Here is a 26,258-nt window from a genome sequence, read left to right as displayed (position 1 = left end):
CCGAAGGTCACGGTTCGAAGCGGTAGCCCATGCCCGCTTCGGTGATCAGGTGGCGGGGGTGGCTGGGGTCCAGTTCCAGCTTCCGGCGGAGTTGGGCCAGGTAGACGCGGAGGTAGTGGGTTTCGTTCGCGTACTGGGGTCCCCAGACCTCCTTGAGGAGCTGCTTCTGGCCCACCAGGCGGCCCCGGTTCCGGGCCAGGACCTCCAGCATGCCCCACTCGGTCGGCGTCAGGTGCACCTCGATGCCTTCGCGCAGCACCTTCTTCGCCGACAGGTCCACCGTGAACGTCGCGGTCTCCACCACCGGTTCGTCGGCCGCGTCGCTGGTGCTGGCGCGCCGGACCGCCGCGCGCAAGCGCGCCAGCAGCTCGTCCATGCCGAACGGTTTCGTCACGTAGTCGTCCGCCCCGGCGTCCAGGGCGTGCACCTTGTCCGTGGAGTCCGTGCGCGCGGACAGCACGATGATCGGCACCGTCGTCCAGCCGCGCAGCCCCGCGATCACCTCGTTGCCGTCCATGTCCGGCAGGCCGAGGTCGAGGATCACCACGTCAGGTTTGCCCTCGATGGCCGCGCGCAGCGCGGACGACCCGTCCGTGGCCGTCAGCACCTCGTAGCCGCGCGCGGTCAGGTTGATCCGCAAGGCGCGCAGCAGCTGCGGCTCGTCGTCGACAACCAGGACCCTCGTCATCGTTTCCCCTGTCCGTCAGCGGCGACCACCGGGAGTGAGAGCACGATCGTCAACCCGCCGCCGGGGGTGTCCTCGGCTCGGATCGTGCCGTGCATCGCCGTCATGAAACCCTGCGCCACGCTCAGGCCGAGCCCGACCCCGGCCACCCCGGTGTCGCCGCGCTCGCCGTGCTCGCCCAGCCGCTCGAACGGCGCGAACGCGGACTCGGCCGCGTCTTCCGGCAGCCCCGGCCCGTGGTCGACCACGCGCAGCTCGACCCGCGCCGCGTGCTCGCTCGCCCGCACCCTGATCCGGTGGCCGTTCGTTCGCCCGTACTTCAGCGCGTTCTGCACCACGTTGGCCACCACGCGCTCCAGCAGCCCGACGTCGGCGAGCACCGGCGGCAGGCTCTCGTCGATGTCGACGTCGATGTGCTGCCGCCCGTCCAGCCCGGCCAGCGCGCCCGCGACGACCTCGTCGTAGCTCACCGGGCGAAGCCGCGGGGCGATCGCGCCGGTCGCCAGCCGGGAGGAGTCCAGCAGGTTGTCCACCAGCTCGGTCAGCCGGTCCGAGGATTCCTCGACGCCGGCGAGCAGGTCGGCGGTGTCCTCTTCGGACAGCTGCAGGTCGGCGGCGCGGAGGCTGCTCACCGAGGCCTTGATGGACGCCAGCGGGGTGCGCAGGTCGTGGCCGACCGCCGACAGCAGCGCGGTGCGCAGCTGGGTGGCGTCCGCTCGCCGCTGGGCCTCCTGCGCCTCCGCGGCCATCCGCTGCTGCCGCAGCGCGACCAGCGCCTGCCCCGCCGCGCCTTCCAGGACGGTGCGCTCCGCGGCCGGCAGCGGCCTGTTGCCGGGGCGCTTCAGCACCAGGTGGACGTCCGGGTTGACCTCGATGTCCACATCGGACTGCTCGGGTCTGGTGCAGGGCAGCGCCCCGGTGGAGGCCGCCACGTGCCAGCCGTCCTTGGTGCGTTCGAGCAGCGCCGCCGAGGTGAGGCCGAAGTTCTCCACCACCTTCTCCAGCAGCCGCGGCAGCGGATCGGGGTGGGTGAGCACGGTGCGCGCGTAGGACGTGAGCAGCGCGGCTTCGGTGCGGGCGTTGGTGGCCTGCTCCGCCAGCCGCGCGGCCCGGTCGACCATGATCGCCACCAGCATGCCGACGATCATCATGGCGACCAGCGTCACGAGGTTCTGCGGCTCGGACACGGTCAGCGTGTACAGCGGCGGCGTCAGGAAGAAGTTCAGCAGCCCGCCGGAGAGCAGTGCGGCGACTATCGCCGGGGCCATCCCGCCGACCAGCGCGACGATGACGGTGGCCAGGAAGTAGCCGACGACGTCCGTGGACAGCGCGACATCGCCGAAGAAGTAGGCCACCGCGGTGACCGCGCTGGGCACCAGCACCGACAGCACCCAGCCCCACAGCTGGCGGGCCGAGGACAGCGGATTCCTGGTGATCTTCCGGAGGAATCGCCGCCCGCCGGCCTCGGCGTGGGTGACCATGTGCACGTCGATCGGCCCGGACTTCTGCACCGTGGCGGCGCCGATGCCCTCGTCGAACAGCCGCGCCCAGCGGGACCGCCGCGAGGTGCCGATCACCAGCTGCGTGGCGTCGGCCGCCCGGGCGAATTCCAGCAGCGCCTCGGGCACGTCGTCGCCGACGACGCTGTGGAAGCTGGCGCCCACGGCGTCGGCGAGCTTGCGGGCGCGCGCGATGCCGGTCGGCGACGCCCCGGCGAGCCCGTCGCCGCGCAGCACGTGCACCACCTGGAGCTCCGCGCCCGCTCGGGCCGCGATCCGGCGGGCCCTGCGGATCAGCGTCTCGCTCTCGCGGCCACCGGTGACGGCGACCACGACGCGTTCGCGGGCCTCCCAAGTGTCGGTGATCTTCTTCTCCGCGCGGTAGCGGCGCAGCGCCACGTCGACCTGGTCGGCCAGCCACAACAGCGCGAGCTCGCGCAGCGCCGTCAGGTTGCCGGTGCGGAAGTAGTTGCCCAGCGCGGCGTCCACCCGGTCCGCCGCGTAGACGTTGCCGTGCGCCATGCGGCGGCGCAGCGCTTCCGGGGTGATGTCGGCGAGTTCGATCTGCTCGGCGCGGCGCACCACCTCGTCCGGCACGGTTTCCTGCTGCCGGACGCCGGTGATCGTCTCCACCACGTCGTTGAGGCTCTCCAGGTGCTGCACGTTGACCGTGGACAGCACGTTGATCCCGGCATCGAGGAGTTCGTCGATGTCCTGCCAGCGCTTCTCGTTGCGGGAGCCGGGAACGTTGGTGTGCGCGAGCTCGTCGACGATGGCGACCTCCGGCTTCCGGGCCAGCAGCGCGTCGAGGTCCATCTCGGTGAGTTCGACGCCGCGGTGACTGCCGCGCCGGCGCGGCAGGACCTCCAGGCCGTCGAGCAGCGCGGCGGTCTTGGCGCGGCCGTGGTCTTCCACGAAGCCGACGACCACGTCGGTGCCGCGCTCCATGCGCCGCCGCGCCTCGTTGAGCATCGCGTACGTCTTGCCGACCCCGGGCGCCGCACCGAGGTAGATCCGCAGCTCGCCGCGCCTTCGCCCCTTCTCCGCCACGCTTCCAGTCTCCTATGAACCGCTGTTATTAGCGGTTGCCTTCAACGAGTACCGCCTATGGCCCGTGCGTCCTTTGTGCCGCTATGGCAACCAAAAGTACGCACGGGCCCTGACCAGGCAACTTACCCTGTCGGCATCACCTTGCCCGGTGGACGGCGACGTTGAGGGTCGTCACGTTCACCACGCGCTCGGCGACGATCCCACCGCTGGTGTTCTCGGCGATCAGGCGCCGGACCTCCTCCAGCGGGATGCCGGTGACGCGGGCCACCCGGGCCGCCTGCAGCTCCGCGTAGGCCGGGCTGATGTCCGGGTCGACGCCGCTGCCCGACGCCGTGACGGCGTCCGTCGGCACCTGCTCGGGCCGCACGCCCTCGCGGCCGGCGATGGCGTCGCTCCGCTCCTGCACGGCGGCGAGCAGGTCCTCGCTGGCTCCGCCGTAGTTGGAGCCGCCGGTGCTCGCCGGGTCGCCCGGGCCGAGCGCGCCCTCGGCGGACGCCGCGGGGCGGGTGTGGAAGTACGGGTCGTTGGCCGGGTCGGCCGGGACCGGGTCGATGCCGATCAGCGACGAGCCGACGACCTTGCCGTCCACGACGATCTGCGAGCCCTCGGCGTTGGCCTGCAGGCCGGGGATCCGGCTGATGCCCCAGATCGCCAGCGGATACGCCACGCCGAGCACGACGGTCGCCACCAGCAACAGCCGCAACCCCGCGAACGCCTGCCGCAGCAGTGTGCTTTTCATCAGTGCCTCTTCGGTTCGGGTCGGCCGCAATTTCAATGGAAATCGAAGGTCCGATTTCCATTGAAATTGCGGGAAGTTGTCCACAGGTCCCGGCGTGTCGGGACCTGACACGCCGGATGACCGCAATTTCCATTGAAATCGCGGACCAACGGGATCCTCGGCAGGTCTCGGGCCCTCTCAGCCGATGCCCGGGATGAAGCGGATGACCAGGTCGATCAGCCAGATCCCGAGGAACGGCGTGACGATGCCGCCGAGCCCGTAGACCAGCAGGTTGCGCCGCAGCAGCGCGCTCGCCGTGGTCGGCCGGTAGCGGACCCCGCGCAGCGCCAGCGGGATCAGCGCGATGATGACCAGCGCGTTGAAGACGACGGCCGACAGGATCGCCGACGCCGGGGTGGCCAGCCGCATGATGTTCAGCGCGTCCAGCTGCGGGTAGATCGCCACGAACATCGCGGGCAGGATCGCGAAGTACTTGGCCAGGTCGTTGGCGATGCTGAAGGTGGTCAGCGCGCCGCGGGTGATCAGCAGCTGCTTGCCGATCTCGACGATCTCGATCAGCTTCGTCGGGTCGGAGTCGAGGTCGACCATGTTGCCGGCCTCTTTGGCCGCCGCCGTGCCGGTGTTCATCGCCACGCCGACGTCGGCCTGCGCGAGCGCGGGCGCGTCGTTGGTGCCGTCGCCGGTCATCGCGACCAGGCGGCCGCCTTCCTGCTCGGCCTTGATCAGGGCCATCTTGTCCTCGGGCTTGGCCTCGGCGAGGTAGTCGTCGACGCCGGCCTCGGCGGCGATGGCCTTGGCCGTGAGCTCGTTGTCGCCGGTGACCATCACGGTGCGGATGCCCATCGCGCGCAGCTCGGCGAACCGCTCCTTCATGCCGGGTTTGACCACATCGGACAGCCGGATCACGCCGACCACGCGGGTTTCGCCGCCACTGCGCTCGGCGACCACCAGCGGCGTGCCGCCCTGCGACGCGATCTCCCCGGTGAGTCCCTCCACTTCGGACGAGATGCCGCCGGCCCAGGCGCGCACCGCGCTGGTGGCGCCCTTGCGGATCTCGCGGCCGTCGATGTCGATGCCGCTCATCCGGGTCTGCGCGGTGAAGGCGACCTCTTCGGCTTGCAGCTCCGAACCGCGCGGCCGCGCGGGCAGCCCGTACTGCTCGGCGCAGTACGCCACGATGCTGGTGCCCTCCGGGGTCCGGTCGGCGAGGCTGGACAGCCGCGCGACCTCGGCCAGCTCGCCGAGCGTGGCGCCGCCGACGGGCAGCAGCTCGGTGCAGCGCCGGTTGCCGAAGGTGATCGTGCCGGTCTTGTCCAGCAGCAACGTGTCCACGTCGCCTGCGGCCTCCACGGCGCGGCCGGACTTGGCGAGCACGTTGCGCTGCACCAGCCGGTCCATGCCGGCGATGCCGATCGCCGACAGCAGCGCGCCGATCGTCGTCGGGATCAGGCACACCAGCAGCGCGGTCAGGGTGATCAGCGACAGCAGCGAGCCGGAGTAGCCGGCCATCGGCTGCAGGGCGACCACCGCGAGCAGGAAGATGATCGTCAGCGTGGACAGCAGGATCGTCAGCGCGATCTCGTTCGGCGTCTTCTGCCGCTGCGCGCCCTCGACCAGCGCGATCATCCGGTCGACGAACGTTTCGCCCGGCTTGGTGGTGATCTCCACGACGATCCGGTCGGAGAGCACCGTCGTGCCGGCCGTGACCGCCGAGCGGTCGCCGCCGGATTCCCGGATCACCGGGGCGGATTCGCCGGTGATCGCCGATTCGTCGACGGTCGCGATGCCCTCGACGACGTCGCCGTCGCCGGGGATGACCTCGCCGGCCTCGACCACGACCCGGTCGCCGATGCGCAGCGCCGTGCCCGGCACCTGCTCCTCGACGCCGTCGACCAGCCGCCGCGCGACCGCCTCGGTCTTGGTGCGCCGCAACGATTCCGCCTGCGCCCGGCCGCGGCCTTCGGCGACGGCTTCGGCGAGGTTGGCGAACAGCACGGTGAACCACAACCAGGCGGCCACCGAGATGCTGAACACGTTCGGTTCGGCCACGGCGAGCACGGTCGTCAGCACCGAGCCGGCCCACACCACGAACATGACCGGGTTGGCCAGCTGGTGCTTCGGGTTCAGCTTGCGCAGCGCTTCCGGCAGCGACGTCCACAGCTGGCGCGGGCTGAACGCGCCCGCGGACATCTTCCGCGGCCCGGTTTCCTGCTGCGACTCCTGGGGTTTCTCCAGCATGGTGGTCATGCGAGGGCCTCCGCGATCGGTCCGAGGGCGAGCGCGGGCAGGAAGGTCAGCGCCGCGACGAGGATGACGGTGCCGCCGAGCAGCCCGGCGAACAGCGGGCCGGTGGTGGGCAGCGTGCCGGCGGTGGCCGGGACGCGCTGCTGCTGGGCAACCGCGCCGGCCAGCATCAGCACCGCGAGGATGGGCACGAACCGGCCGAAGAGCATCGCGATGCCGAGCGCGACCTGGAAGAAGTCGCTGGTCACGGTCAGCCCGGCGAAGGCGCTGCCGTTGTTGTTGCCCGCCGAGGCGAAGGCGTAGAGGACCTCCGACAGGCCGTGCGCGCCGGTGTTGTTCAGGGCGTCCTGAGTGGACGGCAGCGCGAGCGCGGTGCCGGCCCCGAGCAGCACCATCGTGGGCATCACGAGGATCGACAGCGCGGCCGCGGTGACCTCCCGCCGCCCGAGCTTCTTGCCCAGGTACTCCGGCGTGCGGCCGACCATCAGCCCGGCCAGGAACACCGCGATCACGGCCAGCACCAGGATGCCGTACAACCCCGCGCCGACGCCGCCGGGCGCGACCTCGCCGAGCAGCATGTTCAGCAGCGGCACCAGACCGCCGAGCCCGGTGAAGCTGTCGTGCATCGCGTTGACGGCGCCGGTGGAGGTGCCGGTCGTGGCGACCGCGAACAGGCCGGACAGGAACAGCCCGAAGCGGGTCTCCTTGCCTTCCAGGGCACCGCCGGCGGCCAGCGTCGCCGGGCCGTTGGGGTGGCTTTCGGCCCACCAGACGACCGCGGTCATCACGGCCATGATCGCGACCATCACCGACAGCAGCACCCGGCCCTGGCGGCGGTCGCCGACCATGGTGCCGAAGGTGCGGGTCAGGGTCAGCGGGATGACCAGGATCAGGAAGATCTGCAGCAGGTTGCTGATGCCGCCGGGGTTGGAGAACGGGTGCGCCGAGTTGGCGTTGAGCACGCCGCCGCCGTTGGTGCCGAGGTCCTTGATGACCTCCTGGCTGGCGATCGGCGCGGTGGCGATGGTGTGCGCCTGCCCGTCCAGACCGATGACCTGGATGCCCGAGGCGAGGCTCATCGCCCCGCCGAGCGCGACGAGCAGCACCGCCGCGATGACCGCGATCGGTAGCAGCACGCGGGTGCAGCCGCGGGTGATGTCCACCCAGATGTTGCCGATGCGGCCGGTCCCGGCGGCGGCGAAGCCGCGCACCAGCGCGATCGCCACCGCCATGCCGACGGCAGCCGAGACGAAGTTCTGCACGGTCAGCCCGGCCATCTGCACGGTGTGCCCGAGCACCTGCTCCGGCACGTAGGACTGCCAGTTCGTGTTGGTCACGAAGCTGACCGCCGTGTTGAACGCCGTCGCGGGGTCGACCGCGCCGCGGCCGAAGCTCAGCGGCAGCAGCGGCTGCAACCGCTGCATCAGGTAGAGCAGCGCGACGGACATGACCGAGAAGCCGAGGACGCCGGCGGCGTAGGTGGTCCAGCGCTGCTGGGCGTCGCCGTCGATGCGCACCAGGCGGTACACCGCCTTCTCGACGCGCCAGTGCTTCTCGCTGGTGTAGACGTGGGCCAGGTAGTCACCGAGGGGCCGGTAGACCACGCCGATGGCCAGGATCAGGAGGCCGACCTGCACCAGGCCGACCAAGGGGGAACTCATCAGAACTTCTCCGGCCGGATAAGCGCGACGAACAGGTAACCGATCAACAGCAGCGCCAACACGCCTCCGGCGACGTTGGCAAGCATGGTGCTCACAAGCGCTCCAAACCGCGGAGGGTCAACGCAAGGACGAGGAACCCGCCGATCAGCAGCACGGCGTAGGCGAGATCAGCCACCGCTGCGCACTCCTTCACTCGAAATCGGGCCACCGGCTCGTGGTGGCCTCCTACGTCCAGCGAAATCCCCGCGATGGGCGTGGCCAAGGCCTATGACGGCTCCTTGACGCCCGCCCCGAGCGCATTGATGCGTTCTTGATGCGCCCGATCGAGTGAACCGACTGCGCCGGTTTTCGGGCGGTTTCGCTGATCCGCACGATTTGTGAGTGGGTGACTTCACTCCGTGAGTTGGTTTCGTCGATGCAACGATCTCGTTAACCTGGCTAATGAAAGCGCGTGTGGCTCGGACCACCCGGAACCCGGCGCCCGCGGCCCGACGCGAGGTCAAACCGACACGGAGGAGAACCCGAAATGTGCGGCATCTCCGGCTGGATCGACTTCCAGCGCGACCTGACCGGCGAACGACCCGCCATCGACGCCATGTGCGCCACCATGACCTGCCGCGGCCCGGACGCCGGCGGCACCTGGGTGCGCCCGCACGCCGCCCTCGGCCACCGGCGGCTGGCCATCATCGACCTGCCCGGCGGGGCGCAGCCGATGGAGGCCGCGACGCCCGACGGCGAGGTCGCGATCGTCTACAGCGGCGAGGCCTACAACTTCACCGACCTACGCGACGAACTGCGGCGCCGCGGCCACCGCTTCGACACCGACAGCGACACCGAGGTCGTGCTGCACGGCTACCTCGAGTGGGGCCCGCAGGTCGCCGAACACCTGAACGGGATGTTCGCCTTCGCCGTCTGGGACACCCGCAGCGAGCAGCTGCTGCTGATCCGCGACCGGATGGGCATCAAACCGCTGTACTACTACCCGACCGGGCAAGGCGTGCTGTTCGGTTCCGAGCCGAAGGCGATCCTGGCCAACCCGCTGGCCGAGAAGGTCGTCGACGTCGACGGGCTGCGCGAGATGTTCGCGATGGTCAAGACGCCGCGGCAGGCGATGTGGTCCGGCATGCGCGAGGTGGAGCCGGGCACCGTCGTCACCGTCGACCGCAAGGGCCTGCGCGAGCACACCTACTGGCGGCTGCGGGCCGCGGCGCACGACGACGACCAGCAGGCCTCGGTCGCGCACGTCCGCGAGCTGCTCGACGACATCGTCGCGCGGCAGCTGATCTCCGACGTGCCGCGCTGCGTGCTGCTCTCCGGCGGCCTGGACTCCAGCGCCATCACCGCGCTGGCCGGCCGCCAGCTGGCGCGCAGCGGCGAGCAGGTCCGCAGCTTCGCGGTCGATTTCCTCGGCCAGGCCGAGAACTTCGTGCCCGACGAGATGCGTGGCACGCCCGACACGCCGTACGTCCACGACGTCGCCGAGCACGTCGGGTCGCTGCACCAGGACATCGTCCTGGACCCCGACGCGCTCGCCGATCCCGCCGTGCGCCGCGCCACCGTAAAGGCCCGGGACGTCCCGCTGGGGATGGGCGACCTCGACCAGTCGCTCTACTTGCTGTTCAAGGCGATCCGCGGGCATTCGACCGTGGCGCTGTCCGGCGAGTCCGCGGACGAGGTCTTCGGCGGCTACAAGTGGTTCCACGACCCGCAGGTGCGGCAGGCCGAGACCTTCCCGTGGATCGCCGCGGTGCGCACGCACTCCACCGAGCGGGCGGAGGTCCTCAGCCCGGACCTGGCGGCGGCGCTGGACCTGGAGTCCTACGTGGCCGACAGCTACCGCGACGCCATCGGCTCGGTCCCGGTGCTCGACGGGGAGGGCGACTTCGAGCGCCGGATGCGGGAGATCTGCTACCTGCACCTGACCCGGTTCGTCCGCGTCCTGCTGGACCGCAAGGACCGGATGAGCATGGCGGTCGGCCTGGAGGTGCGGGTGCCGTTCTGCGACCACCGGCTGGTGGAGTACGTCTTCAACGCCCCATGGTCGCTGAAGACCTTCGACGGCCGGGAGAAGAGCCTGCTGCGGCACGCCACCGCCGACGTGCTGCCGAAGTCGGTGGTGGAGCGGGTGAAGAGCCCATATCCGTCCACTCAGGACCCGAAGTACGCGGCGGTGCTGCAGCGCCAGGTGGCGGACCTCGTCGCCGCGGGAGACCCGGCGCTGTCGCTGCTCGACGAGCGGTGGCTGCGCGGAACGCTGGCGCAGGACCCGGCGCGGATCGACCCGATGGCGCGCTTCACCTTCGAAAGGGCCCTCGACCTGTCGATGTGGTTCGACATCCACAACCCGACGATCAAGCTCTGACCGGAACGGGGGTTACGCAATTCCCGAGAAATTGCGCAACTCCCGAGCACGATCGATCAAGCGCCGGTTCCGCCGAAACGCCACGCTCCGAGGCGCCGTGGGGAACTTCCCGATTTTGCCTAAAATTGGAATCCCCACCGGGCAAGAAGGCCCCCAATTTTGCCTAAAATTGGGAGACCCGGCTCCAACGGTGCTGTTCGGCTGGCTCCCGATTTTGCCTAAAATCGGGCGCTTTCCGTCGCGCCGGTCAGGTCAGGGGCAGGAGGAGGCGGAAGGTGCTGCCGCCGTCGGGGTTGGCGTGCAGTTCCACCCTGCCGTTGTGGGACTCGGCGATCGCCGTCGTGATCGCCAGGCCGAGGCCCGTTCCGCCGGCGTCGCGGTGCCGGCCGTCGTCGACCCGGTAGAAGCGGTCGAAGATCCTCGGTGCATGCTCCGGCGGGATGCCCGGGCCGGTGTCGGTGACCGAGATCAACGCCACCGGGGTGCCCGTCGGCAGCTCCGCGCCGGCCGCCGCGAGCGCCCCTCCCCCGGCCGAACCCCGCGCGACCTCGACGGTGACCGGCGAACCCGGCGGGGTGTGCATCAGGGCGTTGTTCACCAGGTTCGTCAGCACCTGGCGGAGCCGAGGGCTGTCGGCGAGCACCCGAAGCGGGCGATCCCCGTCCCGCAGCTCGATCTCCCGCTCGGGGTCGCGCGCCCGCCCGTCCTGCACGACGTCCTGCACCAGCGGCACCACATCGACGTCGACCAGGTCTATGGTGCGTTCCCGGTCCAGCCGGGCCAGCAGCAGCAGGTCGTCGACGAGGCCGCCCATGCGCTCCGCCTCGGACTCGATGCGCCGCATCATCATCCGCACGTCCTCCTCGCGGTGCTGATCGCTGCGCCGGTACAGCTCCGCGAAGCCCCGGATCGACGTCAACGGCGTCCGCAGCTCGTGCCCGGCGTCCGCGACGAACCGCCGCAACCGGAGCTCGGAGTGCTCCCGCTGCTGCAACGCGTCCACCAGTCGCCCGAGCATCGTGTTCAGCGCCGCGCCGAGCCGGCCCGTCTCGGTGCGCGGGTCCTGGTCCGGCACGCGCCGGTCGAGCTGCCCGGCCGCGATGGCGTCGGCGGTGTGCTCGATCCGGTTCAGCGGCCGCAGGCTCAGCCGCACCGTCAGCGCCGCCGCGACGGCCAGCACGAGCAGCACCACGGCGCCGACCACCAGCTCGATGACGATCAGCTGGCGCACGGTCGCCTCGACGTTCGCCAGCGACAGCGCGAGCACCACGTACCGCCCGTTGGGCAGGGCGACCGTCCGCACCCGCCAGTCCGAGCCGCCCGCCCGGTCGGGCACGGTCTTGATCGGCGGGCCGTGCTGCGGATCCCGCAGCACCGGGCCGCCCTGGTCGGTCTGGGGCTGCCCGATCACGGCGCCGACCTGGCCGCCACCGGGATCGAACATCAGCACCCGGAACTCGGTGGGCAACTCGCCGCGTTCGAGCGCGGGGTCCGGCGGGGGCCGCAGCGGGTCCGGCGGCGCGACCAGCCCGTGCTCCCACGGCTCGGACAGCGCCGCCAGCCGGTCGTCGGTGCGCTCGACCAGCGACCGGCTCAGCAGGGCGGTGCTGGTCACACCCATCAGGAACAGGCCGACCACCAGCGCGCCGACCAGCACGAGCACCAGCCGCCCGCGCAGCGTCCGCAGCACCGTCATCGCTGCTCCGGCGGCAGGCGCAGCACGTAGCCGACACCGCGGATGGTGTGGATCAGCGGCGGCGCGGCAGAGTCGACCTTGCGCCGCAGGTAGCTGATGTAGGACTCGACGATCCTGCTGTCCCCGCCGAACTCGTAGTTCCACACCCGGTCCAGGATCTGCACCTTGCTGACCACCTTCTCCGCGTTGATCAGCAGGTAGCGCAGCAGCTTGAACTCGGTCGGCGACAGGTTCACCAGGCTGCCGCCGCGGCGGACCTCGTAGGTCTCCTCGTCCAGCTCCAGGTCGTGGTAGCGCAGCCGTGAGTCGTTGGCCTGCGCGGGCTGCACCCGGCGCAGGATCGCGCGCAGCCGCAGCACCACCTCGTCGAGGCTGAACGGCTTCGTGACGTAGTCGTCGCCGCCGGCGGTCAGGCCGGCGATGCGGTCCTCGACGGCGTCCCGGGCGGTCAGGAACAGCACCGGCACGGCGTTGCCGTTGGCGCGCAGCTCGGAGGCGACCGAGAACCCGTCCCGGTCCGGGAGCATCACGTCGAGCACCACGATGTCCGGCCGGAACTCCACGGCGGCCCGCAGCGCGTCGGCACCGGTGCCCGCGCCGTGCACCTCGAATCCGCTGAGGCGCAGCGCCGCCGTCAGCAGCTCCAGGATGTTGGGCTCGTCGTCGACGACCAGGACGCGCGCGCTGTTGGTATCCGCCACGCCGTCAAGCATCGCCCACCTCCCTGGGAAAAGCCTGGAAGAAGTCTGGGAACCGGATGGGCCGGTGTTTCCGCAGGTCAGGCAGAACAGTACCCACCGCGGAGCTCCCCGGAGTGGGTGCACGACGCGGCCGCGCACCCACCCGCGGGGTCAGTTGCACCTGTAGAGCTGTACCGCCGTGTCCGCCGCGCCTCCCCAGGCGGCCGGGTCGACGGGGGTGCAGTTCTGCTTCACCCATTCGTCGCGTTCCTGCCTGACCTCGCCGCCCGGCATGCCGCCGGGAGGCTGCGCGCCAGCCGGTGCGCCGTCGCCCATGCCGTCCCGACGCGGCATGCCACCCATGCCGCCGAGCTGGACGAAGCCGAGCTGACCGGTCCGCTTCCACTCGGTCAGCTGAGCCACCGACGGGGCGTCGTCGCCGCCGCTGAATCCGCCCATGCCGACCACGGTCATGTCCGAGTTGATGATGTAGGACGAAGCGCCCATCGAGCCGGCCTCTACCGCCAGCGGCACGTCGAGATCACCCGCATTGGCCTGGACGTAGTCGAGCATCTTGCGCTGCTCCGCGCTCAGCGACCCGCCGCCGCCCATGCCGCCGACGATCAAGATCGGTCTTTGCTCGGCGCCGCCCGGCTCGACCGAGTTCTGCCCGCCGTCTTGGCTCTGCCCGTCCGGGGGCCCGCCGTCGCCCGCATCCGGGAACCGCACTCCCGGTGGGCGCATGCCCGTCTCCGGCCCGGCCATCGGGTTCGCACCACCCATGCTCTTCTGGGCGCTGACCGCGCCGATCGCCGACCACGCCGTCGGCACCGCCAGGGCCGCGGCCAAGCCCAGCGCCAGGCCCGTTCTGGCCAGCGCCTTGCCGCGCCGGCCGACCACGAGCACGACCAGCGCGAGCACGCCCAACCCGGCGGCCGCGTACCCGGCCCACGCGTGCCAGCTCAGGTCGCGCGCGACGATGGCCACCGCCCACGCCACCGTGACCGCGACGCCGACCGGAAGCAGCAGCCACGCCTTGCCCTGCGGTTCGCGGTACCAGCGCCAGAACCGGACGACACCGGCCCCGACGATCGCGCCGACGGCAGGCGCGAGCATCGTCGTGTAGTAGGGGTGCATGATGCCCTGAGCGAAGCTGAACATGACGCCGATGACCACCAGCCAACCGCCCCAGAGCACCCAGCCCGCGGCCTGCTCCCGGTCCAGCGGCCGACCGCCGCGCCACCGCCGCACCCCGGCGACCAGCATCGCGACCAGCACCAACGCGCACAGCGGCAGCAGCCAGCTGATCTGGCCGGCGAGCTGCTCGTTGAACAACCGCAGCACGCCCGACGAGCCGGAGAATCCGCCGCCACCGCCCGGCGGCTGGCTGCTGCCCGGCGGTTGGAGCCCGCCACTGGGCGGTTGAAAGCCCCCACCACCGCCGCCGAAGATCCGCCCGAAGCCGTTGTAGCCGAACACGAGATCCCAGGCGGAACCGTCCGCGCTGCCACCGATGTACGGCTTCGGCGACGGCCACAGCGCGGTCGCGACGACCCACCAGAACGAGCCGACCAGGACCACCGCGGCCGCCACGCCCAAGTCCAGCAAGCGCCGCCCCCAACCGGCGCGGCTGCCGACCAGGTAGGCCGCGATGAAGGCGGGCAGCACCATCCACGCCTGCAACATCTTCGTCAGGAAGCCGCAGCCGACCAGGAACGCCGCCAACGCGACCCACCCGGTGGCCTTGCGGGACTCGAAGGATCGCGTCATCGCGTACGCGGCCGCCACGACCAGCAGCACGAGCAGCGTGTCCGGGTTGTTGTCCCGGTTGATCACCACCGTGATCGGGGTCAGCGCCAGCACCAGCGCGGCGATCAGCGCGGCGTGCTCCCCCGCCCACCGCCGGACCGCGCGGTGCAGCAGGAAGACCGCGCCGACACCCGCCACCACCTGCGGGAACAGCACGGCGAACTGGTTGAACCCGAACACCTTCACCGAAAGCACCTGCACCCACAGGGCCATCGGCGGCTTGTCCACGGTGACCACGCCGGCCGGGTCGAAGGAGCCGAAGAAGAAGTTCTCGAAGCTCTGCGACATCGACTTCACGGCCGCCGAGTAGTACGAGTTCCCCCAGGACCCGCCGATTCCCCAGCAGTACAGCACCCCGGACAGCACGCAGATCGCGGCCAGCGAGATCCGCTGCCACGGCGCGGCCGCGCGCTGCGCGTTCGTCGCATCAACCGACGTCATCCCTGTTCCTCTTCCTCCAGCAGTGCCGCGGGCCGGAAGACCCACGACCTCAGCAGCACGAACCGCAGCCCGGTTCCGATCATCGAAGACACCACGAGCACGAGAACTTCCAGCCACCGCGACGAATCCGGCTGCCAGGCGTGCAACCCGAGCAGCGCGCCGGAGGTGACGACGTAGTAGAGGGCGAACACGACCAGCCCCTGCAGGTGCACGCGGCCGGAAGCGGCCGACCCGCCGAGGAAGGTGAACCGGCGGTTGGCCTCGGTGTTCCACAACGTGGTGACGGTCAGCGCCACCAGGTTCGCCAGCAGCGGCGGCCACCAGGACCGCAGCAGGGCGTACAGGATCGAGGTGAGCACTGTGGACACCAGGCCGATCACGCCGAACGAAACCAGCTGCCACAGCAGGCCGTTCTCGCGCTTCGCCAGCACCGCCTGCGGGTGCGCGGCGCGCGGCGCGGGCCGCTGCGGCAGGCCGGGAACCTTCGCCGCTCCCATGATCTTGGCTCGGGCCACCCGGACCAGGCCCGCGACGTCGTCGACGGCGGTCCGCACCACGTTGACCCGGGTGTCGACGTCCTCGACCCAGTCCACCGGCACCTCGTGCACCCGCAGCCCGTTGTGCTCGGCCAGCAGCAGGAGTTCGGTGTCGAAGAACCAGGAATCGTCGCTCACGTGCTTCAGCAGCGGCTTCACCACGTCAGCGCGCGCCGCCTTGAAACCGCACTGCGCGTCGGTGAACCCGGCACCGTGCGTCCAGCGGATCATCTTGTTGTAGCAGCGCGAGATCAGCTCCCGCTTGCCGCCGCGGACCGTGCGGGCGCCGGTCGCCAGCCGCGAACCGATCGCCAGGTCCGAATGCCCGTTGACCAGCGGGGCGACCAGCGGGAGCAGCGCGTCCAGGCCGGTCGACAGGTCGACGTCCATGTAGACCACGACATCCGCGTCGCTGTAACCCCACGCGGTGCGCAACGCCAGGCCGCGCCCCTTGCGGTCCAGGTGCAGCACCCGCACGCCATCGATCGAACGGGCCAGCTCGCGGGCGACGCCCAGCGTGCCGTCCGTGCTCGCGTTGTCGACCACCGTAATGGTCCAGGCGAACGGAAAACCTTCGGACAGGTGCTCGCGCAACACCTCCAGGCATCCCGGGAGGGTTCGTTCCTCGTTGAAGACCGGGATCACCACGTCGATCGTCGCGGTCCGGCGAGCCACGCGATGCGCGTCGACGCCGAGCTGCGGCACAGCATTCATCTCCCACCACCTCGCTTCCGGCGTCCATCAAGCCGGGGCGAGGTGCGAGTGTCGTGGAAACAGGCTGGGAAATCCCTGGGAATCGGCGGCCGCGACCGGACCCGATCGCATTTCCGCAGCTCAACCAGGCCCGTTCCGGCCGTGATCAGCGGGCTTCCGGCAATTTCCCGAAGATTTCCCAGAAGCGACCGCTCACCGCTGGATCCCTCAACGACCACTGTGGACGCCGAGTCGGCGGACCGGAAAGTCCCCGATGTGACTTGAAATCGGGCCCCTCGGATGTCAGGGCTGGCGGGCCCGGTGGGCGTTCACCTTGTGGCGGTTGCCGCAGCGCTGCATCGAGCACCACCGGCGGGAGCCCGGCCGGGAGGTGTCGAGGAAGAGCAACTGGCAGTCGTCCGCCGCGCATTCCCGGAGCCGCTCGACTCGATCGCCGCCGAGCAGCTCGATGGCCTCGCGGGCCGCGGCGCCGAGGATCTGGCCGCCGGTGACGGGCGAGGCCCACTGCCGGACGCCCGTCGCCGGGTCCAGCCGCGGCCGGGGCGGCGGCTCCGCGCTGTCGTTGAGCACCTCCAGGTCGGCGCTCGACGGGCGCTCGCCGTGCGCCACGGTCCTCGCGACCGACCACATCGTGTCCCGGAACCGCTTGATGCGGCGGAGTTCGGCGGGCTGGATGCGGATGTCGTCGCCGCTCAGCGGCGCGACCTCGGCCAGCCGCGATCCTTCCAGCCAGCGCGCCAGATCCGCCGGCTCGTGCAGGATCTCGTAGCGCTGGTACGGCCCCGGTCCGCCGGTGATCAGCAGCTCCAGGCAGAAGCACCCGGCGTCGAACCGGAACCGTTCGCCGGTCGCCGCGGTCAGCAGCCTTGTTCCCACCCGCATGTAACCACTATATTCGGTTTCTCTACCACTTTAACCGGTTACATCGAGGACGGGGCGCGGACATGATCGGGCAGACCAAGGACGCCGGCTTCCAGATCGGGGTCTCCAAGACCGTGCCCCACCCGCCGGAAGCGGTCTGGCGCTTCCTCACCAGCGCGGCGGGCATCGCGCTGTGGCTCGGCGCGGGCGCCACCCTGGAGAAGGGCGCGACCTACCGGACGGCGGACGGCACGACCGGCGAGATCCGCAGCCACCGCGAACTCGACCGGGTCCGGCTCACCTGGCGGCCGGCCGACTGGGACCACGACACGACGGTGCAGGTCGCGATCGTGGGCAAGGGCGACCGCACGCAACTGCGCTTCCACCAGGAGTGGCTGGCCGACGCGGACGAGCGCGCCCGCCAACGCGACCACTGGCAGCGCACGATCACCGCCGTGACAACCGCCCTGGCAACGGAGCCGTGAGCCCTTGCTGACGACGTTTTCGCGCGAAACCGGCGCTCGCCACGCCTGACGGGCGCCGTTTTCGCGCGAAAACGCCAGAACTACCCGGAAGGATGAACGTCAGAGGTGGGCGTTGCGGGGCTTGGGCTGGCACACCGGGCAGGTGTAGGACGAGCGGTTCATGAACGGATCGCGTCGCACCGACGCCCCGCACCGCGGGCACGGGTGCCCCGCCTGCCCGTACACCGCCAGCGACCGGTCGAAGTAGCCGGATTCGCCGTTCACGTTGACGTACAAGGCATCGAACGAGGTGCCACCCGCGTGCAGCGCCTGCTGCATGACATCGGTGACGGCGCCGAAAAGCTCGCGGATCTTGGACCGCGTCAGCGTCGCCGTGGGCCGGGCCCAGTGCAGCTTCGCCCGCCACAGCGCCTCGTCGGCGTAGATGTTGCCGACGCCGGACACCAGGCTCTGGTCCAGCAGCGCCCGCTTGATCCCGGTGCGCCGCGCCCGCAGCCGGTCGGCCACCGCCTCGAGGTCGAACACCTGCTCCAGCGGGTCGGGCGCGATGTGCGCCACCGGCTTCGGCAGCGCGATCCCGTCCACCTCGACCAGATCGGCCAGGTGCAGGCCGCCGAAGGTGCGCTGGTCCACGAACCGCAGCTCCGGATCGCCGTCGGAGAACCTCATCCGCACCCGCAGGTGCTTCTCGTCCGAGGTGTCGCCGGGCTGCACGAGCAGCTGACCGCTCATCCCCAGGTGCACTACGAGCGCTTCGCCGCCGGATTCGGGTGCACCGGCCTCGTCGCCGAGCTCCAGCCACAGGTACTTGCCGCGCCGCCGCGCCGCGCTCAGGCAGCGACCGACGAGCCGACCGGCGAAATCATCCGGACCGGGCACGTGTCGGCGGACAGCTCGCGGATGCAGGACCTCGACGCCGGACAACGTCCGGCCGACAGCATGTTCGGCGACACCGCGCCGGACGACCTCGACCTCAGGCAACTCGGGCACGAAAACATCTTCGACCACCCGCGCCGGACCCCGGCGCGCGGCCCCGGATTCCGCTACGCGGAAGGGGTTCCGGCGTCTTCGGTGGTCTGTTCGGAGAGCTGGCGCCAGGCCGATTCGGCGGCCTTCTGCTCGGCTTCCTTCTTGGTGCGGCCATCGCCGCGACCGTAGGTCTGCCCGCCGACCGCCACGAAGGCGCTGAACTCCTTGCGGTGGTCCGGGCCCTGCTCCTCGACCCGGTACTCGGGCACGCCGAGCCCCGCCGACGCGGTCAGCTCCTGCAGGCTCGTCTTCCAGTCCAGCCCGGCCCCGCGCTGCGGCGCCTCGGCCAGCAGCGGCTCGAACAGCCGGTGGACGACACCACGGGCGACGTCGATGCCCTCCGCCAGGTACACCGCGCCGAGCACGGCTTCCAGGCCGTCCGCGAGGATGCTCGCCTTGTCCCGGCCCCCCGTGAGCTCCTCGCCCCTGCCCAACAGCAGGTATTCGCCCAAGCCGCCCTCACCGAGCCCGCGAGCGACGCCGGCCAGCGCGTGCATGTTGACCACGCTGGCGCGCAGCTTCGCGAGCTGCCCCTCGGGCAGGTCCGGGTGCTCGGTGTACAGGTGATCGGTGATCACCAGGCCGAGCACCGCGTCGCCGAGGAACTCCAGCCGCTCGTTGGGCGGCAGGCCACCGTTCTCGTAGGCGTACGAGCGGTGGGTGAGGGCAAGGGTGAGCAGCTCGGCGTCGAGTTCGACGCCGAGCGCTGCCAACAGCGGAGCCCGATCGACCTTCCGGACCCGCGACTGCTTTCCCCCCACTGCGCGACCGCCGATCAGGCGGGCTGGACGATCTGGCGGCCGTCGTACTGACCGCAGGCCGGGCAGACGACGTGCGGCAGCTTCTGCTCGCGGCAGGAGCGGTTGGAGCACTGCACCAGCGTCGGCGCCGAGGTCTTCCACTGCGACCGGCGGTGACGGGTGTTGGCCCGGGACATCTTGCGCTTCGGGACGGCCACGACTACTTCTCCTCCTCGGTCCCGCCGAGCCGCTCTTGCAGCGCAGCCCAGCGAGGATCAATGGTCTCATGCGTGTGATCCGGGGCGAGTTCGGCCCACTTCACGCCGCACCCGGAGCACAGCCCCTGGCAGTCCGGCGAGCACAACGGCGCCGAGGGCAGCGACAGCAACATCGCGTCCCGCACCACCGGTTCGAGATCGATCAGGTCGTGCACGACCCGCTCGACCTCGTCGTCATCCGTGCTGACGTCCGTGGCGCTGTCCGGGTAGGCGAACAGCTCCCGCACCTCCACCTCGACCTCGTCGGAGATCGGGTCCAGGCACCGGACGCACTCGCCGGCCAAGGTGGCCACGGCGGTGCCGGACACCAGCACGCCCTCCACCACCGACTCGGCCAGCAGGTCGAGCTGCACCGGATCGCCCTCCGGCACCTTGATCATGTCCAGCCCGAACCCGGTCGGCGCCGGGGCACTGCGCGTGTAGGCACGGCTGCTTCCGGCCCGGTGGCCGATCTCCCGGGTATCGATCACCCAGGGGCCGACGTGCGCGGTGTGCGCTGCATGGTTCTGAGACATCACAAGTTTCGGTGGTCAATTCGACAGGGCGGTGCGGCATAGGCGGATGAGAAACTGCGCATCATCCCCAGCCAGCTTTCCCAGGGTACGCGACACCCTTCCAGCCGCGACACCAGGGCCTTCCACCACCGGGGACCGCCTCCGGCGCGGGCCCGGTGGCGCGGAGATCAGTTGGCGCCGGTGTTGCCGGCGTGCCACTCCTCGTAGTCGAAGGGGGCGCCCATCGGGCTGCGCAGCTGCTGGCGGCCCTTGCCGACCGTGCGCAGCGTGCGGCTGAGCAGGTCCTCGAAGTCCGCGAGCCGGGAGTCGACGTACGCGTCGCACTCGCTGCGCAGCCGCTCGCCGTCCTCGTTCGCCTCGTCGACGATGCGCTTGGCCTCGGCGTTCGCCGCCTGCACCACCTCGGTGTCGGCCACCAGCCGGGCCTGCTCCGCCTTGCCCTCGTGCACCGACTGCTCGTAGGCGGCGCGGCCGGCCTGCACCATGCGGTCGGCCTCGCTCTGGGCGCGGCCGACGTACTCCTCGTACTCGCGGCGGCCCGCGGTCACCGCCTGCTCCGCCTGCGCCCGCGCCTCGGCCAGCAGCTCGTCGGCCTGCTCCCGGGCGTCGGCGAGCAGCTGCTCCGCCTCGGCGCGCGCCGAGCCGACCGTGCGGTCGGCCTCGTTGCGGGCGTCGGTGACCGACTTGTCGGCCTGCGCCGCCGCGGTGGACACCACCTCGTCGCGGTGGTCGAGCACGTCCTGGGCGTCGTCGAGTTCCTGCGGGATCGCGTCCCGCACGTCGTCGAGCAGCTCCAGCACGTCGCCGCGGGGCACCACGCACCCCGAAGTCATGGGCACGCCACGCGCTTCCTCGACGATCGTGACCAGCTCGTCGAGCGCCTCGAACACCCGGTACACCTTGATCTCCCTGCCGTCGTAGCCGCCGCAGTGGCAAGCATGTCAGAACACCCGCAGCCGCCGATCATGGGTTTGTCCTGCTACCAGTCTGCCCGGGCCGGGCAGCGCGGCGGGGGAAATCCAGTTCCGCGTGTCAAGCCCCCGAACGCGCTCGTGCGCGTCCCGGACGGCCCGGAACGCGCACGGCTCGCGGTGGACTACGCGTTGATGTTGGTCAGTTGGAAGCTGTCGTAGTGGTCCTGGGTGTAGAAGTACTCGCCGCCGTCGCCGACCACGAACCGGCGGGCGCCGCGGTCGTCGCTGCCGGGGGTCTTGACGGTGTACTCGTGGTAGTAGCCGCTGGCGCACTTCGGCAGGATGCCTTCCCGGTTCTGGAAGACCGTGCCGTCCTGCGGGTACGGGTAGGGGCCGCCCTTCTTGATCAGGTTGACCGTGTCGGTCGCCTCCTTCGGCAGCGCCGAGAGGTCGACCTTCTGGAAGCCCGAGGTGTCCCCGCACGGCGCCTGCGCGACGGCAGCCGTCGGCGCGGCGGACAGAGCGCTCGCCTGGAACCCGACCAGCCCCACCACGGCGATCAGACCGGCCAACAGGACCTGGAGTGTCTTCGACGTGATCCGCTTCATGGCCGAGCACGCTACGTCGATGACGTGTTCACGCACTGAAGCTGACGTGAACCCGAAATGTCACGGGCACCATCGTGGGACACGCATTGAACCGATCGGCCCAATCGCGGTCAGTTCTGCTCGGCCAGTCGGTCGAGGAGGCGGCGCTCGATCGTCGGCGGTAGCAGGTTCGACACGTCGCCGCCGTAGGTGGCGACCTCCTTGACCAGCGAGCTGGCCAGGAAGCTGTACAGCGGGTTGGTGGACATGAACATCGTCTCGACCCCGGACAGCTGCTGGTTCATCTGCGCCATCTGCAGCTCGTAGTCGAAGTCGCTGACCGCGCGCAGGCCCTTGACGATCGCGCCGATGTCGTGCGCCTTGCAGTAGTCCACGAGCAGACCGTGCCAGGCGTCGATGCGCACGTTCGGCCACTGGGCGGTGACCTCGCGCAGCATTTCCAGCCGCTCTTCGACGCTGAACAGGCTCTTCTTGTTCTTGTTGATGAGCACCGCGACGACGACCTCGTCGAACAGCTTCGACGCTCGCTCGATGATGTCCAGATGACCGTTCGTCACCGGGTCGTAGGAGCCAGGACACACGGCACGCCTCATGAGCTGGCACGTTAGCAGCAGGCAGGGGATGCCCCCACGATCACGTGGCGCGGGTCACCGCATGGGTCGTGAGTGCGAAAACGGGCTCCAGCCCGGCTTCGCACTCACGACTCCTCGTGCGCGGCCCAGTGGACGGCGGTGTCGCCGTAGCGCTTGGTGCGGAAGGCCTGCAGCGGCGGCGGCCAGTCCGGTTCGCCGCTGCGCACCGCGCGCTCGACGATGACGAGGCTGCCCGGCGCGGTCCAGCCGTTCGGGGCCAGCCCGGCCAGCACGCGCTGCAGCAGCTCGGGCGCGAGGTCGTAGGGCGGGTCGGCCAGCACCACGTCGAACGGCTGCGCCGTCGGGATGCCGATCAGGGTTTCGGCCTTCGCCTGCTCGACCCGGACGTCGCGGAACCCGAGCGACGCGGCGTTGCGGCGCAGCAGCTGGGCGGCGCGGCGGTCGGATTCGACGAACGTGGCGTGCGCGGCGCCGCGGGAGAGGGCTTCGAGGCCGAGCGCCCCGGAGCCGCCGTAGAGGTCGAGCACCCGCGCGCCGGCCAGCTCGATGGCCGATTCGAGCGCGCTGAACAGGGCTTCCCGCACCCGCTCCGAGGTGGGTCTGGTGCCTCGCGGGGGCACGTCGATGCGCCGCCCGCCCACGCTTCCGGCCACGATCCGAGTCACCTGACCATCGTCGCGCACCCGCGTCCGACCGGTGCTCCGCGGGCCTGGCAAGCGGCACCGCGGCGCAAAACGCCCGCCAGGCGCTCTCGCGCGGCGGGCGTTGATGTTCGGCTCAGTTTACGCCTGGGTATTCGGGTTCTTAGCTCCTGGGAGCAGCAAGCAGCCGCCGCGATGGGCCGTAGGCTGATTGGTCTGCCCACTGCGCCACACGGGAGAACGACACAGGTGTCCGAAGCGTCCACCAAGCAGGCCGAGATCGCGGTCGAGCAGCAGCACGTCGACCGGGTTTACGCCCGGCTCGACGAACTGCGCGCCGAAGCCGAGGCGATGCGCGACAAGAGCTACGAGTACGGCCTGGAGGCCACTCCCGAAGCGCTGAACGAGCGCGACGTGATGCTGTACCACGCGAACCGGACGCTGCAGGCGCTGAACGCCGAGTCCGAGGGACTGGTGTTCGGCCGCCTGGACTTCGCCGGCGGCGATGCCGTGCACATCGGCCGGCTGGGCATCCGCGACCCGCAGTTCGACAACCTGCTGGTGGACTGGCGGGCCCCGCTGGCCGCGGCGTTCTACCAGGCCACTCCCGAGCAGCCGCTGGACGTCGTGCGGCGCCGGGTGATCCGCTCGTCCCGCGAGCAGGTCGTCGACCTCTCCGACGACCTGCTGGACCCGGACCGGGCGCCGGCGGACATGCGGGTGATCGGCGACGGCGCGCTGATGGCGGCGCTGACCCGGTCGCGCGGCGACTCGATGCGCAACATCGTCGCCACCATCCAGAAGGAGCAGGACGACGCGATCCGGGCGCCCGAGGGCGGGGTCACCGAGATCACCGGCGGCCCGGGCACCGGCAAGACCGCGGTGGCGCTGCACCGCGCCGCCTACCTGCTCTACCGCGACCAGCGCCGGCTCGGCGGCCCCGGGGTGCTGGTGGTCGGCCCGTCCCCGGTGTTCATGTCCTACATCTCCCGCGTGCTGCCGTCGATGGGCGAGCACAACGTCGAGCTGCGGGCGCTCGGCGAGGTGCTGGACGGCATCGGCACGGCCAAGATCGACGATCCGCGCACGGCGGAGGTCAAGGGCTCCTCGCGGATGGTCAAGGTGCTCCGGCGGGCACTGCGGCTGCCGCCGCCGGACGCCCCGGACCACCTGCAGATGTTCTACCGGGGCACGGTGCTGAAGCTGCAGGCCGACGACCTGAAGCGGATCCGCCGCTCGCTGCACAACAAGGGCGGCCAGCCCAACCGGTACCGGATGCGGGCGGCCGACGCGCTGCTGGAAGCCCTGTGGCAGCAGGCGAAGCAGGCCGCCGACGAGGACTTCCAGCCCGAACGGGAGCGGCTGATCAGCGAGATCGGCGAGCGCATCGAGTTCCACCGGTTCCTGGTCGCGTGGTGGCCGCCGCTGTACCCGATGCAGGTGCTGCGCTGGCTGTCCGACCCGGCGCGGCTGTCCCAGGCCGCCCGCCGGTTGCTGTCGGCCGAGGAGGTCGACCTGCTGGCGAAGTCGTGGTCCGAGGTGACCGAGTGGACGGTCGCCGACATCGCGCTGATCGACGAGCTGCGGGTGCTGGCCGGGCCGCCGCCGAAGCGCCGCCGCACCGATCCGGAGGCGGAGCAGTCGCGCCGCGCGGTCAACTACGACGAGTACGCGCACGTGGTGGTCGACGAGTCGCAGGACCTCTCGCCGATGCAGTGGCGCATGGTGGGCCGCCGCGGGCGGTACGCGAGCTGGACGATCGTGGGCGACCCGGTCCAGTCGTCGTGGCCCGATCCGGCCGAGGCCGCCGCCGCGCGGCAGGAGGCGTTGAGCGCTCAGCGCACGCACCGCCGGTTCACACTGCACACCAACTACCGGAACTCGGCGGAGATCTTCGCCGTCGCCGCCGACGCGGTCCGCGACCTGGTGCCGGCCGACGACCTGCCGGTCGCGGTGCGCACGACCGGCATCGAGCCGGCGGTGCGCGAGGTGGCCGCCGACGAGCTGCCGCAGGCGGCGCGGTCGGCCGCGGTGGAGCTGGTGGCGGCGGCCGAGGGCACGGTGGGCGTGGTCACCACGATGGCCCGCCGCGACGAGGTCCGCGAGTGGCTGTCCACTGTGGATGGATCCGATTCGGAGCGGCTCCGCGTGGTCGGCAGCCTGGAGGCCAAGGGCATGGAGTACGACGCGGTGGTGGTCGTCGACCCGGACGGCCTGGCCGCGGAATCCAGCACCGGCCGCCGGGCCCTCTACGTGGCCCTCAGCCGGGCGACCCAGCTCCTGACGGTCCTCAAGACGCCGTAGCCCGCGAAGATCTATCGAAAGTTGGACGCCAGGCCGCCCGGGTTCCCGAAAGCCTGGGCGCATGAAGAAACTGCTCACCATCGTGCTCGGCGCGGGGCTGCTCGCGGCGGGGACGGTGCACGTCGCGTCCGCCGAACCGGGGCCGTCCTGGCAGGACTGCGGGGACGGCCTGCAGTGCGGCCGGATCGACGTGCCGGTCGACTGGGCCGATCCCGGCGGCGACCGGATCGACCTGGGGCTGGCCAGGCTCCCCGCGCAGGATCCGGCCAACCGCAAGGGCACGCTGCTGGTCAACATCGGCGGCCCCGCCCAGCAGATCTCGGTGCTGCGCCAGTCGAAGGCCGCCTTCGCCGACCTCACCCGGTGGTTCGACGTCGTCGTCTCCGACCCGCGCGGCTTCGAGGAGAGCGCCGGGGTGCGGTGCCCGGATGCGATGCCCATGCCGGAGAACGCGGAATGGGTGTTCCCGGACCGGGCCACCTACGACGCCTACGCCGCCGAGAACCGGCGTTTCGGCACCGGCTGCGCCGAAGCGGCCGGGCCGCTGGCGGGCAGGCTGAACACGTGGCAGGTCGCCCGCGACATGGACGCGATCAGGACCGCGTTGGGTGAGGAGAAGCTGAACTACTACGGCAACTCCCACGGAACGGTCTTCGGGCAGGCCTACGCCGAGTTCTTCCCGGACCGCATCGGCCGGATGTACCTGGACAGCGTCATGGACCACACCAACCGGTCCTGGCCCTCCTGGCTGCTGCCGCGCGCGAAGACCTGCTGCGGGAATTGCGGGAGGAACCGGCCGGCGGTCAGCCGGGCCTGGCCGACCTGGACCGGCTCGCCGACCGGCTCTCCTCCCGGGAGCGCAAGGTCAGGCTGCACCGAACCGGCATCGCGGCCGGGCTGCCGCCGGCCGTCGGCCGGACCGCGTACCGGGTGGTGCAGGAGGCCCCTGACGAACGCCGCGCGCCATTCCGGTGCGACGGGAGTCGACGTGCTGCGGCTGGTGGCGCGCGGGATGAGCAACGGCGAAATCGCGGCCGCCTGCACGATCGAGGAAGGCACCGTGAAGACCCACGTGAACCGGATCCTCGCGAAACTCGGCCTGCGAACCCGCGTGCACGCGGTGATCTACGCCTACGAACACGGCCTCGTCCAGTCCGACCGGTGACCGGACCAG

Annotated in this window: 24 protein-coding genes; 4 read left to right on the top strand and 20 right to left on the bottom strand. The window is 70.9% G+C overall.

All coding sequences use genetic code 11. The features are described 5' to 3' along the window. Window positions 1-7: 7 nt before the first annotated feature. From E1288_RS13380 to E1288_RS46895, 7 genes are all read right to left on the bottom strand, one after another. Window positions 8-688 carry a response regulator gene (locus E1288_RS13380; protein ID WP_132484806.1) on the bottom strand — a complete coding sequence of 227 codons (681 nt, stop codon included), beginning with the start codon at window positions 686-688 and terminating at the stop codon, window positions 8-10. Next, window positions 685-3,234 carry a sensor histidine kinase gene (locus tag E1288_RS13375; protein ID WP_132484804.1) on the bottom strand — a complete coding sequence of 850 codons (2,550 nt, stop codon included), beginning with the start codon at window positions 3,232-3,234 and terminating at the stop codon, window positions 685-687. Before E1288_RS13375 ends, E1288_RS13380 begins: the two co-directional genes overlap by 4 nt. 136 nt (window positions 3,235-3,370) lie before the next feature. Beyond that, window positions 3,371-3,973, bottom strand: coding sequence for a potassium-transporting ATPase subunit C (locus E1288_RS13370; protein WP_132484802.1), 603 nt, complete (start codon window positions 3,971-3,973; stop codon window positions 3,371-3,373). Between the two features lie 177 nt (window positions 3,974-4,150). Beyond that, on the bottom strand, window positions 4,151-6,220 hold the full coding sequence (gene kdpB, locus E1288_RS13365; RefSeq protein WP_132484800.1) for a potassium-transporting ATPase subunit KdpB: 2,070 nt from the start codon (window positions 6,218-6,220) through the stop codon (window positions 4,151-4,153). Beyond that, entirely contained in the window at window positions 6,217-7,878 is a 1,662-nt protein-coding gene (gene kdpA / locus E1288_RS13360) for a potassium-transporting ATPase subunit KdpA (protein ID WP_132484798.1), read from the bottom strand. Before kdpA ends, kdpB begins: the two co-directional genes overlap by 4 nt. Beyond that, a complete protein-coding gene (gene kdpF / locus E1288_RS13355; protein WP_207954339.1) occupies window positions 7,878-7,964 on the bottom strand; it encodes a K(+)-transporting ATPase subunit F in 87 nt (28 codons plus the stop codon). Before kdpF ends, kdpA begins: the two co-directional genes overlap by 1 nt. Before the next feature lie 5 nt (window positions 7,965-7,969). Beyond that, window positions 7,970-8,140, bottom strand: coding sequence for a hypothetical protein (locus tag E1288_RS46895; protein ID WP_165968086.1), 171 nt, complete (start codon window positions 8,138-8,140; stop codon window positions 7,970-7,972). Between the two features lie 264 nt (window positions 8,141-8,404). Between E1288_RS46895 and asnB the strand changes: the two genes are divergently transcribed. Continuing rightward, the gene (gene asnB / locus E1288_RS13350; protein ID WP_132484794.1) at window positions 8,405-10,240 is read left to right on the top strand and encodes an asparagine synthase (glutamine-hydrolyzing); all 1,836 of its coding nucleotides are present in this window, start codon (window positions 8,405-8,407) and stop codon (window positions 10,238-10,240) included. A gap of 247 nt (window positions 10,241-10,487) precedes the next feature. Here the strand turns inward: asnB and E1288_RS13345 are convergent, their stop codons facing one another. The 5 genes from E1288_RS13345 to E1288_RS13325 all read right to left on the bottom strand — a co-directional run bounded on the left by E1288_RS13345 (window position 10,488) and on the right by E1288_RS13325 (window position 16,998). After that, complete coding sequence (locus tag E1288_RS13345) at window positions 10,488-11,936, bottom strand: sensor histidine kinase (RefSeq protein ID WP_132484792.1); 1,449 nt, start codon at window positions 11,934-11,936, stop codon at window positions 10,488-10,490. After that, window positions 11,933-12,649, bottom strand: coding sequence for a response regulator transcription factor (locus E1288_RS13340; RefSeq protein WP_093262694.1), 717 nt, complete (start codon window positions 12,647-12,649; stop codon window positions 11,933-11,935). The genes E1288_RS13345 and E1288_RS13340 overlap by 4 nt, the downstream gene beginning before the upstream one ends. A gap of 138 nt (window positions 12,650-12,787) precedes the next feature. Then, window positions 12,788-14,866 carry an ArnT family glycosyltransferase gene (locus E1288_RS13335; RefSeq protein WP_132484790.1) on the bottom strand — a complete coding sequence of 693 codons (2,079 nt, stop codon included), beginning with the start codon at window positions 14,864-14,866 and terminating at the stop codon, window positions 12,788-12,790. Further along, a complete protein-coding gene (locus E1288_RS13330) occupies window positions 14,863-16,116 on the bottom strand; it encodes a bifunctional glycosyltransferase family 2/GtrA family protein (protein WP_132484788.1) in 1,254 nt (417 codons plus the stop codon). The genes E1288_RS13335 and E1288_RS13330 overlap by 4 nt, the downstream gene beginning before the upstream one ends. A 282-nt stretch (window positions 16,117-16,398) precedes the next feature. After that, window positions 16,399-16,998: a CGNR zinc finger domain-containing protein gene (locus E1288_RS13325; protein WP_132484786.1), complete on the bottom strand. Its 600-nt coding sequence runs from the start codon at window positions 16,996-16,998 to the stop codon at window positions 16,399-16,401. A gap of 62 nt (window positions 16,999-17,060) precedes the next feature. Here E1288_RS13325 and E1288_RS13320 point away from each other — a divergent pair, with 62 nt between their 5' ends. Continuing rightward, the gene (locus tag E1288_RS13320; RefSeq protein ID WP_132484784.1) at window positions 17,061-17,462 is read left to right on the top strand and encodes an SRPBCC family protein; all 402 of its coding nucleotides are present in this window, start codon (window positions 17,061-17,063) and stop codon (window positions 17,460-17,462) included. Window positions 17,463-17,561: 99 nt separating this feature from the next. On the opposite strand, the gene mutM is transcribed toward E1288_RS13320, so the two are convergent. The 8 genes from mutM to rsmD form a co-directional block, all read right to left on the bottom strand. After that, the gene (gene mutM / locus E1288_RS13315; RefSeq protein ID WP_132484782.1) at window positions 17,562-18,452 is read right to left on the bottom strand and encodes a bifunctional DNA-formamidopyrimidine glycosylase/DNA-(apurinic or apyrimidinic site) lyase; all 891 of its coding nucleotides are present in this window, start codon (window positions 18,450-18,452) and stop codon (window positions 17,562-17,564) included. 53 nt (window positions 18,453-18,505) lie between these two features. Then, on the bottom strand, window positions 18,506-19,252 hold the full coding sequence (gene rnc / locus E1288_RS13310; protein WP_132484780.1) for a ribonuclease III: 747 nt from the start codon (window positions 19,250-19,252) through the stop codon (window positions 18,506-18,508). Window positions 19,253-19,266: 14 nt separating this feature from the next. Next, window positions 19,267-19,449, bottom strand: coding sequence for a 50S ribosomal protein L32 (gene rpmF, locus E1288_RS13305; RefSeq protein WP_093262685.1), 183 nt, complete (start codon window positions 19,447-19,449; stop codon window positions 19,267-19,269). A gap of 2 nt (window positions 19,450-19,451) precedes the next feature. Further along, window positions 19,452-20,024 carry a YceD family protein gene (locus tag E1288_RS13300; RefSeq protein ID WP_165968092.1) on the bottom strand — a complete coding sequence of 191 codons (573 nt, stop codon included), beginning with the start codon at window positions 20,022-20,024 and terminating at the stop codon, window positions 19,452-19,454. 167 nt (window positions 20,025-20,191) lie between these two features. Continuing rightward, window positions 20,192-20,923: a DivIVA domain-containing protein gene (locus E1288_RS13295; RefSeq protein WP_132484778.1), complete on the bottom strand. Its 732-nt coding sequence runs from the start codon at window positions 20,921-20,923 to the stop codon at window positions 20,192-20,194. A gap of 197 nt (window positions 20,924-21,120) precedes the next feature. Beyond that, window positions 21,121-21,546, bottom strand: coding sequence for a ribonuclease domain-containing protein (locus tag E1288_RS13290; RefSeq protein ID WP_132484776.1), 426 nt, complete (start codon window positions 21,544-21,546; stop codon window positions 21,121-21,123). A 110-nt stretch (window positions 21,547-21,656) separates the two neighbouring features. Further along, the gene (coaD, locus tag E1288_RS13285) at window positions 21,657-22,139 is read right to left on the bottom strand and encodes a pantetheine-phosphate adenylyltransferase (RefSeq protein ID WP_093262682.1); all 483 of its coding nucleotides are present in this window, start codon (window positions 22,137-22,139) and stop codon (window positions 21,657-21,659) included. Between the two features lie 104 nt (window positions 22,140-22,243). Further along, window positions 22,244-22,804 carry a 16S rRNA (guanine(966)-N(2))-methyltransferase RsmD gene (rsmD, locus tag E1288_RS13280; RefSeq protein WP_132484774.1) on the bottom strand — a complete coding sequence of 187 codons (561 nt, stop codon included), beginning with the start codon at window positions 22,802-22,804 and terminating at the stop codon, window positions 22,244-22,246. A gap of 225 nt (window positions 22,805-23,029) precedes the next feature. On the opposite strand from rsmD, the gene E1288_RS13275 reads away from it, so the two are divergent. After that, on the top strand, window positions 23,030-25,084 hold the full coding sequence (locus E1288_RS13275) for a HelD family protein (RefSeq protein ID WP_132484772.1): 2,055 nt from the start codon (window positions 23,030-23,032) through the stop codon (window positions 25,082-25,084). 61 nt (window positions 25,085-25,145) lie between these two features. Then, window positions 25,146-26,249, top strand: a complete 1,104-nt coding sequence (locus E1288_RS47945; RefSeq protein ID WP_132484770.1) for an alpha/beta fold hydrolase — start codon at window positions 25,146-25,148, stop codon at window positions 26,247-26,249. Window positions 26,250-26,258: the final 9 nt, after the last annotated feature.

Source organism: Saccharopolyspora elongata (assembly GCF_004348985.1).
Classification (GTDB): Bacteria; Actinomycetota; Actinomycetes; order Mycobacteriales; family Pseudonocardiaceae; genus Saccharopolyspora; species Saccharopolyspora elongata.
Note: the sequence above shows the minus strand (reverse complement) of the source record. Positions and strands in the feature narration are given on the sequence as shown.

Bases quoted from the DNA above. Each gene is read 5' to 3' on its own strand.
- E1288_RS13300 (WP_165968092.1), bottom strand. From the start codon at position 20,024: ATGTCTCAGAACCATGCAGCGCACACCGCGCACGTCGGCCCCTGGGTG.
- kdpB (WP_132484800.1), bottom strand. From the start codon at position 6,220: ATGACCACCATGCTGGAGAAACCCCAGGAGTCGCAGCAGGAAACCGGG.
- E1288_RS47945 (WP_132484770.1), top strand. From the start codon at position 25,146: ATGAAGAAACTGCTCACCATCGTGCTCGGCGCGGGGCTGCTCGCGGCG.
- E1288_RS13320 (WP_132484784.1), top strand. From the start codon at position 17,061: ATGATCGGGCAGACCAAGGACGCCGGCTTCCAGATCGGGGTCTCCAAG.
- E1288_RS13340 (WP_093262694.1), bottom strand. From the start codon at position 12,649: ATGCTTGACGGCGTGGCGGATACCAACAGCGCGCGCGTCCTGGTCGTC.
- E1288_RS13330 (WP_132484788.1), bottom strand. From the start codon at position 16,116: ATGAATGCTGTGCCGCAGCTCGGCGTCGACGCGCATCGCGTGGCTCGC.
- coaD (WP_093262682.1), bottom strand. From the start codon at position 22,139: ATGAGGCGTGCCGTGTGTCCTGGCTCCTACGACCCGGTGACGAACGGT.
- kdpA (WP_132484798.1), bottom strand. From the start codon at position 7,878: ATGAGTTCCCCCTTGGTCGGCCTGGTGCAGGTCGGCCTCCTGATCCTG.
- E1288_RS13380 (WP_132484806.1), bottom strand. From the start codon at position 688: ATGACGAGGGTCCTGGTTGTCGACGACGAGCCGCAGCTGCTGCGCGCC.
- E1288_RS13370 (WP_132484802.1), bottom strand. From the start codon at position 3,973: ATGAAAAGCACACTGCTGCGGCAGGCGTTCGCGGGGTTGCGGCTGTTG.
- kdpF (WP_207954339.1), bottom strand. From the start codon at position 7,964: ATGCTTGCCAACGTCGCCGGAGGCGTGTTGGCGCTGCTGTTGATCGGT.
- E1288_RS13345 (WP_132484792.1), bottom strand. From the start codon at position 11,936: ATGACGGTGCTGCGGACGCTGCGCGGGCGGCTGGTGCTCGTGCTGGTC.
- E1288_RS13335 (WP_132484790.1), bottom strand. From the start codon at position 14,866: ATGACGTCGGTTGATGCGACGAACGCGCAGCGCGCGGCCGCGCCGTGG.
- asnB (WP_132484794.1), top strand. From the start codon at position 8,405: ATGTGCGGCATCTCCGGCTGGATCGACTTCCAGCGCGACCTGACCGGC.
- E1288_RS13325 (WP_132484786.1), bottom strand. From the start codon at position 16,998: ATGCGGGTGGGAACAAGGCTGCTGACCGCGGCGACCGGCGAACGGTTC.
- E1288_RS13290 (WP_132484776.1), bottom strand. From the start codon at position 21,546: ATGAAGCGGATCACGTCGAAGACACTCCAGGTCCTGTTGGCCGGTCTG.